The sequence below is a fragment of the Streptomyces sp. NPDC048254 genome (genome assembly GCF_043201895.1).
Classification (GTDB): Bacteria; Actinomycetota; Actinomycetes; order Streptomycetales; family Streptomycetaceae; genus Streptomyces.
Genome location: NZ_JBICZJ010000009.1, coordinates 399707 through 412153, shown reverse-complemented (window position 1 = coordinate 412153; position 12447 = coordinate 399707). Strand labels below are relative to the sequence as shown.

Here is a 12447-nt window from a genome sequence, read left to right as displayed (position 1 = left end):
CACCCCCGTGCGTACCGGGCCCTTTCTGCTGGATAAAACCTATGTGAGGCAGCGAACGGTTCCCGGTTGCTCCTGAAAATTCATCTCACCCGCAATTCATGGACGTCTAACTGAAAATGGCTTTCTCCGGCTCTCGGATCACGTAATGTTTTCCATGTCGAAAGCGAACGGCGCGGACGACAGAACGAAGGAGAAGATCATGAGCTTCCACAAGATCGTCCCGGTGAAGAAGGCCGACAAGCCCGCCCCGAAGCCGGCGCCGAAGAAGAAGGACTGCAAGAAGTCCCAGCCCAAGCGCCCCGTGGGCAACCGCTGACTCGCCGGCCCAGAGGAGGAAATTTCCATGAGCTTCCACAAGATCGTCCCCGTCAAGAAGACCCACAAGCCCGCTCCGGCCCCGAAGAAGCCCGCGCCGAAGAAGCCGGCTCCGAAGCGCCGCCCGGTCGGCGACGAGCGCTGACAAAGAATTTACAGACGTAATTCAAATCAATTCACAGGTTGTTGCAGCGGGGCAGTAGAGAAACTGTTGCAGAACCACGACAGAAGTCACCGCAGAGAGGTAGAAGATCATGAGCTTCCACAAGATCGTCCCTGTCAAGAAGCACCGCAAGCCGGCCCCGGCCCCGAAGAAGCCCGCGCCGAAGAAGCCGGAGCCGAAGCGCCCCGTCGGCGACCAGCACTGACGAACGCCGTGAGGCGGGGTCACCGGTTACGCGTGGTCGCACCGGTGGCCCCGCCTCGGCCATCTCCGCCCGGACCGGGCCCCGTACACCCCCCACCGATACCTCTGAAGGGAGTTGTCGACCATGAGAGAAGCCCGGGTGGCCTTCCGCCGCTTCTGGCCGCTGACCCGCGGCGACCGCAGGTGGCTCGGCGCGATCATCGCCTGCGTGGTGGTGTCCGCGCTCGCCGAGACCGCCGCGATCCTGCTCTTCGCCGACCTCACCGACAACGCCCTCAAGGCCGGTTCGCTCTCCGCCTTCTGGGGCCCGGCCGGCGCCTGGCTGCTGGTCGCCGCACTGGGCGCGTTCGTCGGCTACCTCGGCAACTCGCTGGCCACCTGGACCGCCGAACGATTCGTACTGCGCCTGCGCGCCAAGGTCTTCCGGCACGTCCAGGACCTGCCCCCGCACTTCTTCCAGCGGCACCGCCAGGGCGACCTGGTGGAACGCCTCACCGGTGACGTCGAGGCCATCGAGCAGATGGTCGTGTCCGGTGTCGTCGGCACCGTCGCCGCCGCCTTCTCCGCCGTCTTCTACGCGGCCGCCGCCTTCTGGCTGCGCTGGGACCTGGCCCTGGCCACCTTCGTCCTCGCGCCGCTGTTCCTGTTCGCCGCCCGCCGCTTCTCCGGCCGGATCAGGACGGCGTCCCAGGACGAGCGGGTCGCCGACGGCGCGATCACCTCCGTGGTCGAGGAGTCCCTCGGCAACGTCGTCCTCACCCAGGCGTACAACCGCCGCCGGGACGAGGAGAAGCGCCTCGACGTCGAGGCCCGCGCCTGGATGCGGGCGAGCGTGCGCGGGGCCCGGCTCAGCGAGATGTACGCGCAGTTCGTCGAGGTCGTCGAGACCCTCTGCGTGCTCGCCGTGATCGGCCTGGGCGTCTGGGAGATCTCCGCCGACCGGATGACCCTCGGCCAGCTGCTCGCCTTCGCGGCCTTCCTCGGCTACCTCTACCCGCCGATCCGCAACCTCGGCCAGCTCGGCCTCACCCTCACCGCGGCCACCGCGGGCGCGGAGCGCATCGGCGAGATCCTGGACGCCGAACCCGCCGTCACCGACCCCGCCCGGCCGGTCGGCCCCTGGCCGGTGCGCGGCTGGGTCGGCTTCCACAACGTCTCCTTCCGCTACCCGGAGTCCCGCCGCGCCTCCCTCCGCGACGTCGACTTCGCGGCCGGGCCGGGCGAACTGGTCCTGGTCACCGGCAAGAGCGGCGCCGGCAAGTCCACCCTCTCCAAGCTCCTCACCCGCTTCTACGACCCCTCGGCCGGCGTGATCTGCCTGGACGGCGTCCCGCTCACCGACGTACCCCTGGAGTTCCTCCGCGAGAACGTCGCCCTGCTCCCGCAGCAGACGCTGATCCTCAACGGCACGGTCCGCGAGAACATCGGGTGCGGACGGCCGGGCGCGACCGACACGGAGATCGAGCAGGCGGCCCGGGACGCCGCCGCCCACGACTTCGTCGCCGCGCTCCCCGAGGGCTACGACACCCACATCGCCCCCGGCACGGCCGCCCTCTCCGGCGGTCAGCTCCAGCGGATCGCCATCGCCCGCGCGATGCTCCGCGCCGCCCCGGTCCTCGTCCTGGACGAGCCGACGGCGGGCCTCGACGCGATCGCCGCCCGCCAGGTGGTGACCCCGCTGCGCAGGCTGATGGCGGGCCGTACGACCATCATGATCACGCACGACCTCACCCTCGCCCCCGACGCCGACCGCATCCTGGTCGTCGACCACGGCCGCCTGGTGGAGGCGGGCACACACGCCGAACTCCTCGCCCGCGACGGCGCCTACGCCGCCCTGGCCCATCCGCTCCCCGAGGCCATCGCGGCGGCACCGGCAGCGGCCCCGGACGAGACGATGATCCTCAGGTGGTAGCAGTGCTCCTGAGCGTGTACCCCGTCCCGCGCACGGTGTGGATGAGCCGCGGTTCGCCGCGGCTCTCCAGTTTCCGCCGCAGGTACATGATGTAGACGTCCAGCGTGTTGGAGGCCGGCTCGAACTCGAACCCCCACACGTCCCGCAGGATCCGCTCCCGGCTGAGCACCCGCCCCGGGTGCCGCAGCAGGAACTCCAGCAGCGTGTACTCGGTCCTGGTCAGATCCAGCGGCCGGTCCCCGCGGCGCACGGTCCGGCTCCGCAGATCCATCGAGACGTCGTCATGGGCGAGGAACCGGTCCCCGGCCGGGGCCGGCACCGTCTCCCGCCGGGGACTGCGCCGCAGCAACGCCCTTACCCGGGCGAGGAGTTCCTCGGGCGCGAAGGGCTTGGCCAGGTATCCGTCCGCGCCGTTGTCGAGGGCGACGATGCGGTCCCCCACCGCGTTCCGCCCGGTGATCATCAGAATCGGCACGGTGGATCCGGAGGCCCGGATCCGCCGGGTGGCCGCCAGCCCGTCCAGCTCCGGCATCTCGACGTCCATCAGCACCAGGTCCGGCTCGCACTCCGGGGCCCCGAGGAGATCGAGGGCCACTCTGCCGTCCCCGGCGAGGAGCGTCTCGTACCCCTCGAACCTGAGCAGCCGGCCGATCCCGTCCCGCACGGCCGCGTCGTCGTCGGCCAGCAAAATCTTCCTCGCCAGTTGACTCGCCATCTGACAAAAGTGTGACGAGGCGCTGTGAGAGACCTGGGCCGGAGATGTGGCTGGGCTACGGCTGCCGGGCGGGCGGTCACAGCGGGGCCAGGGCGAACACGGCCGCGATGATCAGCGCCGCCAGTGCCAGGGCCGCCACCACGGTCCACGTCTTGCGCCGCGCGACCCGCCGTACGATCCGCTCCTCGACGTCCGGGCGTCGCTCCCAGGCGAGGCCCCGGTACGGGGCGGCGGCCAGACAGAGATCGGTGACCTCGGCGTACGGGTCGTCCAGCTGCCAGTCGTTGAGCTGAGGGAGTGTGAACCGACGGCCTTCGAAGTCGTACAGGTAGGCGACCCACTCCGGATACGTCGACCCGGCGCCGTTGCCCTCGGCACGCTCCACCCGGATGTCGTACACCTCCCGCCAGGCCCAGGTCCGTGCCCGCAGGGCCCACTGCGCGGTGATGCCGTGTGCCGTGACCCGGGTGTGTGCCCGGTACTGGTTCAGCGGGACCATGACCAGGATCGTCACGAGCAGCAGCCCGATCCCCAGAGAGCCCCATCTGCGCAGCCCGCCGTCGGCCGTGTCGACCCGCACGAGCGCCACCCCGATGATCACGCCCGCCGCCGCGAAGTACCGCCCCGGCAGCCTGCGCCGTCTACGGTACAGCCGCTCCACGCCGCTCTCGGCCATGGCCGTCCCCCCTTCCCCCGGGGGAGAGGATGAGCCAGCCTGCTGTGACCTCAGTTGGGACCCTGCGCCACTCCGGTGCTCCAGTACCACTGGAGTACGGCGCCGAGGACGACGCCCGAGGCCACTGGTACGCCCACCATGAGCAGGAAGGGATGGTCGGGGCGCTCCGCCAGCACCAGTCCCAGGCTGACCACGATCATCACGACCATCATCGCGACTGCGCCGTAGGACCCCCACAGCCACGCCTTGCGGCGGGTGGCCCCCCGCAGGATCCGCTCCTCCACGTCCGGGCGCCGCTCCCAGGCGAGGCTGCGCTGTGGGGCGGCGGCCAGGGACAGCTCGGCGACCTCGGCGTAGGGGTCGTCGAGCTGCCAGTCGTCGAGGTGCGGGAGCAGGAAGCGGCGCCCCTGGAAGTCGTACAGGTAGGTGAGCCACTGGGGAGCCATCCGTCCGGAACCGCGCGGGACCGGCTCGACCCGGATGTCGTACACCTCGGACCAGGACCAGGTACGCGTGCGCAACGGCCCCTGTTTGGTGATGCCGGCGGTCGTGACCCTGGTGTACGCCCGGTACTGCTCCAGCCCGATCCGTACCAGCGCCGCGGCCATCAGCAGCGCGAAGACCGGCGGCGCCCACCGGAATCCGCCGTCGCCTTCGGCGCTGAGACGGCCGGTCTGGAGGAGTCCGTTCATCATCAGCACCCCCAGCAGCAGGAGGTGCGCCCCGGGCGGCCTGCGCCGTCTCCGGTACTCCCGCGTGTCCCCACCCATGTCCATGCGCCGTGCCCTCCCCGGGCGCACCGAACGGGTGCGCGACTGGGGAGAGGATAGGCCGCCTCTTTGTGCGGTTCCCATGCAGGCCAGGAAGGGGGGTGCCGGGGCCGGGGTCGGGCTCGCGGTCGGGGGGTGCCCCGAATGGGTGAAGCCGTCTGATGTTGAGCCGACGGGTCCGTGACGGGACTATGGTGTGTTTATGGCAGACAACACGACCATCCAGGTGTCCCGGCAGGCCCGTGATCACCTCGCCCAGGTTGCCAAGGAGCGGGGCCTGACCTTGGGGCAGCTCGTCGAAGATCTGGCGGCGCAGCAGCTCACGGCTGAGCAGATCGCCGAACGAGTGGCGGCCACCCGCCAGGTGCTGCGGGAGCGGATGGGCTGCACCCTGACCGACGAGGAGTTCGACCAGGCGCCCAACGTGCTGGCCAATATCTACGCGATGGCGACCGAGAAGATGCACGCGCAGCGGGGTAAGGCTGCGTGATCATTCTCGACACGACCGCTGTCGTCGCGATGATGCGAGGACACCGGGCTCTCCATCTGCTGGCTGACAACGTCGCCGGCACCCCCGGAGACTGGTTGCACATTCCCGCGCTGTGCCTCATGCACGCCGAAGCGAAGGAGAAGGGCGCTGCCAGCGACGTCCTCCGCCTGGCGGGTGTCATGGTCGACCCGCTCGGCCAGGCAGCGGCGGCCACGGTCGGTGCGATGTACCGCGAAGGCTGGGGCGGAACCGATGTCTGCCATGCCCTTTACGTCGCCGAACCACACCTGGAGACCGGCGGCATGTCGATCATCCTGACCGGCCAGGAGGACGACTACCCACCCGGCATCCTCACGGTCGACATCGACTCCCCGGGCATGCTCGGTTTCAACTGAGGCCCCCCGACGGCATCTCATCCGTCGCGCTCCAGCAGGCGCCCGCCCCGGCTGACGGCGATGCGGATCACGTCCTCCAGGGACTCGGTCGCCCTGGTCAGCGCGGAACGTACGGCGTACTCGCCTGCTTTCTCGTCAGCGAGGACGGCTCGGGCTCCGGCGAGCACGTCCTTGCCCGAGGCGAGGTGAGCCACCTCGACGCTGTTCTCCAGACCGAGGACTTCGCTCGTGACGTGTTGTCCGGGGCGCTGGCAACGGCAGCCGGAGACGAGTCGGTCGAGGAGCAGGTGGCCGCGCGACTCGGTCGGCAGTACCTGCTGAGGCAGAAGCCGCAGCCCGAAGTCCGCGTCATCGTGGACGAGTTCGCGTTCCGGCGTCCTGCCGCCCAGGGCGAGACCTGGCAGGACCAGCTGCGTCATCTTGAGGCCGCCGCGCTGTGGCCCAACGTGACGCTCCAGGTACTCCCCTTCTCTGCGGGGGCGCATCATCATATGAGCGGGTCGCTGACGCTGCTCTGGCAGCGGGAGGGGGGCGCCGTCGCCTACACGGAAGGCAACAGCAAGGGTTGGTTGTTCGAAGATCCGGACGAAGTCCTGCGGGAGCGACTGTCCTACGATCGGCTCCGCGACCTGGCACTGTCCCCGCCGGACTCGCTCGCGTTCATCAGGGACCTACTGGAGGAGCGCGGACCATGACCCGCACCCCCGACCTCAGCACCGCGGTGTGGCGCAAGTCGAGCTACAGCGACGGGGGAGACAACAACTGCGTCGAGGTCGCCGACGGCCACCCCGGCATAGTCCCCGTCCGGGACAGCAAGGTCTCGGAGGCCCGCCCGCTCGTCTTCTCGGCCGCTTCCTGGTCCGTGTTCGTGGCCGGGGTCAAGGGAGAGGCCGGTCGGCGCACATCTGGGTGACATATGCCCGAGGCCCTGATGTTCGAAGGGTTTCCGCCCCCACGCTGGATCCCGTGACCACGACACGAACGACGGATCCACGGAGCGCGAGGCGGCTATGGTCGTAGACCTGAAGCGTCGAAGGAGGGCACCTGTCATGACCGCTCACGCCGCGGAGAACGACCAGGTCATCCCGCCGATGCCGGAGCGGACGCCGAAGGCGCTGCGTGCGGCCATTGCCGAGCATGCTCCCGTGCTGCTCCCCGACTTCGACAGGCACTGGAAAAGGTCGATTTCCTCAAGCGCCGACACCTTCAATCTCCCCCCTGTGCCGGCGTTCATGGCCTTCTGGTGGGGCGAGTACGCCCTTGCCCGCGACCCCAAGCTGGACGCGCACGTGCACGATCTCGAACTTCGGGCCTCCGAGTCCACCGAGGGCGCCGAAGCCAGGGCCCTTCTCGAAGAGGCGTCGAAGATTCGTCACCGTGTGCAAAAACTGGAGCCCGGCGAGTGACCGACGGGCTTATGGGGCCACCTTGGCAGATGGACTGGCGGCTTGATGCCCTTGCCGCCTTCGAGGAACTGCCCGATCACGTTCGTGAGATTGTCCTCGCCGCGCGCGCCGAATTGGTCACGGCGAAGGACCCCTATTTCCGAGGCATCGAGACGGACGCCTGCCTCCCCAATGGTATGCAGGTCACACCGGTCCGATCCAGTGATCCGAAGGGCCCTCGTGCGCTCTTCTTCGACGACGAGAACGGCTGGCTCATGTATTCGTTTGCGCCCCGCATCGAAGACCCCCAGATCATCGTGGAACAGGTCTTCTGGCTGGGAGTCCAACCGTCTACGGCGCCTCCGGCGGAGCCGTAGGCGCCCCCGGCAGTCGTACCGTCGCCACCGTGCCACCGCCGTTCGCGCGGGCCAACGTGACGTCACCACCGGCCTGTTGGACCGTGCGGGCCACGATGGACAGGCCCAGGCCCGAGCCGGGCAGGGCCCGTGCGCTCGGGCTGCGCCAGAAGCGGTCGAAGACGTGGGGGAGTTCGTCCTCGGGGATGCCGGGGCCGTGGTCGCGGACCGTGAGGACGCCGCGGTCCAGGGCGACGTCGATCGTGCCGCCCTCCGGGCTGAACTTCACCGCGTTGTCGAGGATGTTGACGATCGCGCGCTCCAGGGCGGAGGGCTCGGCGCGCACGAACCACGGCCGTACGTCCGACGTGATCTTCAGCTCCGGGCCGCGCAACTGGGCGCGACGCAGGGCCGCCTCGACCGTGTCCTGCAACGCCACCACCTGGACGCGTTCGCCGCGCTGGCCCTCCGACCGGGACAGCTCCTGGAGGTCGCCGATCAGCGACGCCAGCTCCGTCATCTGCGCCTTCACCGAGGCGAGCAGCGCCTTGCGGTCCGCCGGGGGGATCGGGCGGCCCGTCTCCTCGCTGCGGGTGAGGAGTTCGATGTTCGTGCGGAGGGAGGTGAGGGGGGTGCGGAGCTCGTGGCCGGCGTCGGCGATGAGCTGTTGCTGGAGCTCTCGGGAGTTCGCGAGTGACGTCGTCATCGAATTGAACGAGCGCGAGAGGCGGGCGATCTCGTCGTCGGCCTCCTCTTCCACGGGGATGCGGATGCTCAGGTCCTCGGTGCGGGCGACGTGCTCCACGGCTTCGGTGAGTTCGTCGACGGGACGGAGACCGGCGCGGGCGACCGCGAGGCCGGCGGCTCCGGCGCCGATGACTCCGATGCCGGAGACGAGCAGGAGGATCAGGGCGAGGTCTTTGAGGGTGTCCTGGGTGTTCTTCAGGGGAGCGGCGGCGACCAGACCGACGTAGGTGCCGGTATCAGTGGGGAACACCTGGACCATCACGCGTACGGCGTTACCGTCGCCATCGGTGCCGTTGCGGAAGTAGAGCGTGTCGGTGTCCCCGGACTTGATGATGTTCTTGTCGTCCTGAGTGACCTTGACCTTGCCCGTGGAGCCGGGGAAGAGGCAGACCCTGCCGTCCACCGTGACCGCCTGACCGAAATTGGTCCGGTAGCTGTTGGCGTCCTGAGGTGTGTCGGAGCAGTCGGTGAGGGCGTGGCTGAGAATGTCGTACACCACGGGCCCGCGCTGCTCCTTCTGCAGGTCGTTCCGGAGCTGGTCGTACAGCTTCCCCTGCACGATGAACCAGCACGTCACCGACACCGCCGCCACCGCGAACGCCACCGCCGCCGCGACCAGCATCGACAGGCGGGCGCGGATCGGGAGGTTGCGGAAGCGGCGGGCGAGCCTGTTCACTCCGCGCCGCCCTGGCGCAGGACGTACCCGACGCCGCGCACGGTGTGGACGAGGCGGGGTTCGCCGCCCGCCTCGGTCTTGCGGCGGAGGTACATGACGTAGACGTCGAGGGAGTTGGAGGAGGGCTCGAAGTCGAAGCCCCAGACGGCCTTGAGGATCTGCTCGCGGGTGAGGACCTGGCGTGGGTGGGCCATGAACATCTCCAGGAGCGTGAACTCGGTGCGGGTCAGCTCCACCTGGCGGCCGGCCCGGGTGACCTCGCGGGTCGCCAGGTCCATGCGCAGGTCGGCGAAGGTGAGCGCCTCGTCCTCCACGCCCCCGTCGGTCACCGTGCCCGCGTAGGAGCTGCGGCGCAGGAGGGCCCGGATACGGGCGAAGAGCTCGTCGAGTTCGAAGGGCTTGACCAGGTAGTCGTCCGCCCCGGCGTCGAGGCCGGTGACGCGGTCGCCGACCGTGTCGCGGGCCGTCAGCATCAGGATCGGGGTGGTGTCGCCGGCCCCGCGGATCCGGCGGGCGGCCGTCATGCCGTCCATCCGCGGCATCTGGATGTCGAGGACGATCAGGTCCGGCTTGTAGGCCGTGGCCTTCTCCAGCGCGTCCGCCCCGTCGACCGCGACCTCGGTCTCGTACCCCTCGAAGGCCAGGCTGCGCTGGAGGGCTTCGCGTACGGCCGGCTCGTCGTCGACGATCAGGATGCGCTGGGGGTCACGGTCGCCTTCGGCGGGGCTCATCGCTCGCGGTTCCTCGGGGTGTGATGGATCGGGGTGCGGTGGTTCGTGGTGGGACGCCTCTCAGCCTCGCATGTTTCCGGGCTGTCGGGTATGCACGCTCGTGGGGTGGAACACACCCCTAGCCGCGTACCAGCGTCATACGGCTCAGCGGCACCTTGCGCTGGTGCGGGCGGGCCGCGGTCATGCGCAGCCCCATCAGCTCCGGGGCCGGCACGATCTCCGGGGCGCGCGGGGCCGGGGCCACCGCCGCCTCGGTCGGCGCGTTGAGCTCGTACGCCACCTCGAGGGCGAGGTCGAAGCCGGCCGGGTTGTGACCGCTCGTGTGGTGCGAAACCTGCTTGATCATGACGTACTCCCTTGCGCTCGGTGTGCTCGTGGTGCCGTGCTTCAGCTGGTGGAGCCCGCCCGCAGCTTGGCCAGGTCGGACTTGACGGTGTTGATCGGGATGGCGAAGCCGAGGCCGACGCTGCCCGCGTCCGAGGAGGACGAGGAGGACGAACTGGCCGAGTACATCGCCGAGTTGATGCCGATGATGTTGCCGCCGGCGTCGATCAGCGCGCCGCCGGAGTTGCCGGGGTTCAGCGAGGCGTCGGTCTGGATCGCCTTGTAGGTCGTCGTCGACGAGCCCGTGTCGCCGTTGAACTGCTGGCCGCCGAAGGAGAACGGCCACTGGCCGTTGCCGCCGCCCTGGCTCTGCTGGTCCTGGCCCTCGTCGGTGGAGACGGTCACGTCCCGGTTGAGCGAGGAGACGATGCCGCTGGTGACGGTGCCGCTGAGGCCCTCGGGGGAGCCGATCGCGACGACCGTGTCGCCGACCTGGACGCCGTCGGAGTTGCCGAGGGTGGCGGGCTTGAGACCGGACGCGTCCTGGAGCTTGACGAGGGCGAGGTCCTTGGCGCTGTCGGTGCCGACGACCTCGGCGGTGTAGGACTTGCCGGTGCTGGTCGTCGCCTTGATCGACTGGGCGCCGGAGATCACGTGGTTGTTGGTGACGATCTCGCCGTTGCTGCTGATGACGACGCCGGAGCCGGTGGAGGTGCCGTTGCTGAGGGTGGCGGTGATCTCGACGACGCTCGGGCTGACGGCGGCGGCGATCGTGGCGACGTCGCCCTTCTTGCTGGAGGGCACCACGCTGGTGGTGGTGGAGCTGGAGACGACGTCGTTCTTGCCGGTCAGCTCCTGGAAGGCGTACGCGGTGCCGCCGCCGACGGCCGCCGCGACGATGGCGACCGCGGCGAGCAGGGCTATCGGGCCCCGGGTGCGCTTCTGCTTCGCGTGGGCCGAGTGCTCCGGGTGCTCCGCCGTGTGCAGGGGCGGCTCCGCCGAGTACTCCGGGAGCTGCGCGGTCTCCGGCTCCATGGTGACCTGCGGGGCGGCCTGCTGCAGCGGCTGCTGCACCGGCTGGTGGGCCGGCGGAGGCGGCCACTCCGGGTTCACGGGGGTGGAGGCGTGCTGCTGCTGGGGGTACGCGCCCTGGTAGGCGTCACCCTGGGGACCCTGGGGGTTCTCGTACTCGCCGCTGCGGCGGAGGCTCTCGGTCATGACAAGTAGCTTGTCCCGTGACCATGAGAGCTACCTGAGGGCCCGCTGAGAACGCCGCGAGAAGCGCGTTTGCCCGATATAAGGAACCTTCTCGCAGGTCGGGCAGGGTTCTCATGAACCGTTCATGAAGGGTTTCCTGTGGGTCTTGCGGGGTTCTGCGGCTGCGGCCCGGTGGGGGCCGTTCGCGCAGTTCCCCGCGCCCCTTAAAGCAGGGCGTCACGGTGAACGCCCCTTTAGGGGCGCGGGGAACTGCGCGAGCAACCACGACGCACCCGCAGCCGACGAATTACCCGCACCCGCACGAACCCCGCACCACCAGCCGCGAAGGAAACGTCTTCAGGCGCTCCCTCCGCGACCCCGCCACCCGCACCCCGTCGTCGAGGACCAGGTCCACCGCCGCCCGTGCCATCGCCGGGCGGTCCGAGGCGATCGTGGTCAGCGGCGGGTCCGCCAGCGCCGCCTCCTTGATGTCGTCGAAGCCGGCCACCGCCAGCTCCCCCGGCACGTCGATGCGCAGCTCGCGGGCCGCCCGCAGCAGGCCGATCGCCTGGTCGTCGGTGGAGCAGAAGAACGCCGGCGGCCGGTCGGGGCCGGCCAGCACCTCCAGGGCCACCCGGTACGCGTCGTACCGGTTGTACGGTGCCTCGAACAGCCGGCCCTCCGTGGTCAGGCCCGCCTCGTTCATGGCCCGCTTCCAGCCCTCGACGTGGTCGGAGACCGGGTCGCCGACGGCCGGGGTCTCGGCGGTGCCGCCCATACAGGCCACGTACTCGTAGCCGTGCTCCAGCAGATGCCGTACGGCCAGCTGGGCGCCGCCCAGGTCGTCGGTCACCACCGCGACGTCGTCGATCGCCTCCGGGTGCTCGTGCAGCAGCACCACCCGGGCGTCCCAGGCCTCGATCTCCGCGGCGGCCTGGTCGTTCAGCGCGTGGGAGACGAGGATGAGGCCCGACACCCGCATCCCGAGGAACGCGCGCAGATAGTGGACCTCGCGCTCGGCGACGTAGTCGGTGTTGCCGACCAGCGCCATCTTCCCGCGCTCCGACGCGGCCTGCTCCACCGCGTGCGCCAGCTCGCCGAAGAACGGCTGACGGGCGTCCGGGATGATCAGGCCTATGAGGTCCGTGCGCCGGGATGCCATCGCCTGGGCGACCCGGTCGGGCCGGTACCCCAGTTCCTTGATCGCGGCGAGGACACGCTCGCGCGTGGCCGGTGCGACCGGCCGGGGTCCGTTGTTGATGACATAACTGACCACGGCGGTCGAAGTCCCCGCCAGCCGCGCCACATCATCCCGAGTCACCTTGGCCACGCGCGGAGTCTACGCGGATGGACCCGCTCTGGGCAGGGCGTATCGAAGCTTCGCTTGCGGA

Annotated in this window: 17 protein-coding genes; 8 read left to right on the top strand and 9 right to left on the bottom strand. The window is 69.7% G+C overall.

All coding sequences use genetic code 11. The annotated features are described in order from the left end of the window. Positions 1-154 precede the first annotated feature (154 nt). Both ACGFZQ_RS26615 and ACGFZQ_RS26610 read left to right on the top strand, forming a co-directional pair. Positions 155-316 (top strand): hypothetical protein, encoded by a 162-nt coding sequence (locus tag ACGFZQ_RS26615; RefSeq protein WP_393842408.1) that lies wholly within the window; start codon positions 155-157, stop codon positions 314-316. 490 nt (positions 317-806) lie between these two features. Further along, positions 807-2594 carry an ABC transporter ATP-binding protein gene (locus tag ACGFZQ_RS26610; RefSeq protein WP_393842407.1) on the top strand — a complete coding sequence of 596 codons (1788 nt, stop codon included), beginning with the start codon at positions 807-809 and terminating at the stop codon, positions 2592-2594. On the opposite strand, the gene ACGFZQ_RS26605 is transcribed toward ACGFZQ_RS26610, so the two are convergent. The 3 genes from ACGFZQ_RS26605 to ACGFZQ_RS26595 all read right to left on the bottom strand — a co-directional run bounded on the left by ACGFZQ_RS26605 (position 2584) and on the right by ACGFZQ_RS26595 (position 4761). After that, positions 2584-3309, bottom strand: a complete 726-nt coding sequence (locus ACGFZQ_RS26605) for a response regulator transcription factor (protein ID WP_393842406.1) — start codon at positions 3307-3309, stop codon at positions 2584-2586. The genes ACGFZQ_RS26610 and ACGFZQ_RS26605 overlap by 11 nt on opposite strands. Before the next feature lie 76 nt (positions 3310-3385). Next, a complete protein-coding gene (locus ACGFZQ_RS26600; protein WP_393842405.1) occupies positions 3386-3985 on the bottom strand; it encodes a PH domain-containing protein in 600 nt (199 codons plus the stop codon). Positions 3986-4035: 50 nt separating this feature from the next. Next, positions 4036-4761 (bottom strand): PH domain-containing protein, encoded by a 726-nt coding sequence (locus tag ACGFZQ_RS26595; protein ID WP_393842404.1) that lies wholly within the window; start codon positions 4759-4761, stop codon positions 4036-4038. Between the two features lie 196 nt (positions 4762-4957). Between ACGFZQ_RS26595 and ACGFZQ_RS26590 the strand changes: the two genes are divergently transcribed. Together ACGFZQ_RS26590 and ACGFZQ_RS26585 are read left to right on the top strand one after the other, a co-directional pair. After that, positions 4958-5245: a hypothetical protein gene (locus tag ACGFZQ_RS26590; RefSeq protein WP_393842403.1), complete on the top strand. Its 288-nt coding sequence runs from the start codon at positions 4958-4960 to the stop codon at positions 5243-5245. Beyond that, positions 5242-5640: a hypothetical protein gene (locus ACGFZQ_RS26585; RefSeq protein WP_393842402.1), complete on the top strand. Its 399-nt coding sequence runs from the start codon at positions 5242-5244 to the stop codon at positions 5638-5640. Before ACGFZQ_RS26590 ends, ACGFZQ_RS26585 begins: the two co-directional genes overlap by 4 nt. A gap of 17 nt (positions 5641-5657) precedes the next feature. Here ACGFZQ_RS26585 and ACGFZQ_RS26580 read toward each other — a convergent pair whose 3' ends face one another. Beyond that, on the bottom strand, positions 5658-5927 hold the full coding sequence (locus tag ACGFZQ_RS26580; RefSeq protein ID WP_393842457.1) for a hypothetical protein: 270 nt from the start codon (positions 5925-5927) through the stop codon (positions 5658-5660). Here ACGFZQ_RS26580 and ACGFZQ_RS26575 point away from each other — a divergent pair. From ACGFZQ_RS26575 to ACGFZQ_RS26560, 4 genes are all read left to right on the top strand, one after another. Beyond that, positions 5826-6335: a DUF5753 domain-containing protein gene (locus ACGFZQ_RS26575; RefSeq protein WP_393842456.1), complete on the top strand. Its 510-nt coding sequence runs from the start codon at positions 5826-5828 to the stop codon at positions 6333-6335. The two genes, ACGFZQ_RS26580 and ACGFZQ_RS26575, sit on opposite strands and share 102 nt — an antisense overlap. Further along, positions 6332-6553: a DUF397 domain-containing protein gene (locus ACGFZQ_RS26570; RefSeq protein ID WP_393842401.1), complete on the top strand. Its 222-nt coding sequence runs from the start codon at positions 6332-6334 to the stop codon at positions 6551-6553. Before ACGFZQ_RS26575 ends, ACGFZQ_RS26570 begins: the two co-directional genes overlap by 4 nt. 136 nt (positions 6554-6689) lie before the next feature. Beyond that, positions 6690-7046 (top strand): DUF6247 family protein, encoded by a 357-nt coding sequence (locus tag ACGFZQ_RS26565; protein ID WP_393842400.1) that lies wholly within the window; start codon positions 6690-6692, stop codon positions 7044-7046. Next, complete coding sequence (locus ACGFZQ_RS26560) at positions 7043-7402, top strand: hypothetical protein (protein WP_393842399.1); 360 nt, start codon at positions 7043-7045, stop codon at positions 7400-7402. Before ACGFZQ_RS26565 ends, ACGFZQ_RS26560 begins: the two co-directional genes overlap by 4 nt. On the opposite strand, the gene ACGFZQ_RS26555 is transcribed toward ACGFZQ_RS26560, so the two are convergent. From ACGFZQ_RS26555 to ACGFZQ_RS26535, 5 genes are all read right to left on the bottom strand, one after another. After that, on the bottom strand, positions 7377-8804 hold the full coding sequence (locus ACGFZQ_RS26555; RefSeq protein ID WP_393842398.1) for an ATP-binding protein: 1428 nt from the start codon (positions 8802-8804) through the stop codon (positions 7377-7379). The two genes, ACGFZQ_RS26560 and ACGFZQ_RS26555, sit on opposite strands and share 26 nt — an antisense overlap. After that, positions 8801-9535 (bottom strand): response regulator transcription factor, encoded by a 735-nt coding sequence (locus ACGFZQ_RS26550; protein WP_393842397.1) that lies wholly within the window; start codon positions 9533-9535, stop codon positions 8801-8803. Before ACGFZQ_RS26550 ends, ACGFZQ_RS26555 begins: the two co-directional genes overlap by 4 nt. A gap of 118 nt (positions 9536-9653) precedes the next feature. Then, entirely contained in the window at positions 9654-9881 is a 228-nt protein-coding gene (locus tag ACGFZQ_RS26545) for a hypothetical protein (protein ID WP_393842396.1), read from the bottom strand. Between the two features lie 41 nt (positions 9882-9922). Next, positions 9923-11077, bottom strand: a complete 1155-nt coding sequence (locus tag ACGFZQ_RS26540) for a S1C family serine protease (RefSeq protein ID WP_393842395.1) — start codon at positions 11075-11077, stop codon at positions 9923-9925. Between the two features lie 286 nt (positions 11078-11363). Next, positions 11364-12386: a LacI family DNA-binding transcriptional regulator gene (locus ACGFZQ_RS26535; RefSeq protein WP_351747036.1), complete on the bottom strand. Its 1023-nt coding sequence runs from the start codon at positions 12384-12386 to the stop codon at positions 11364-11366. Positions 12387-12447 lie beyond the last annotated feature (61 nt).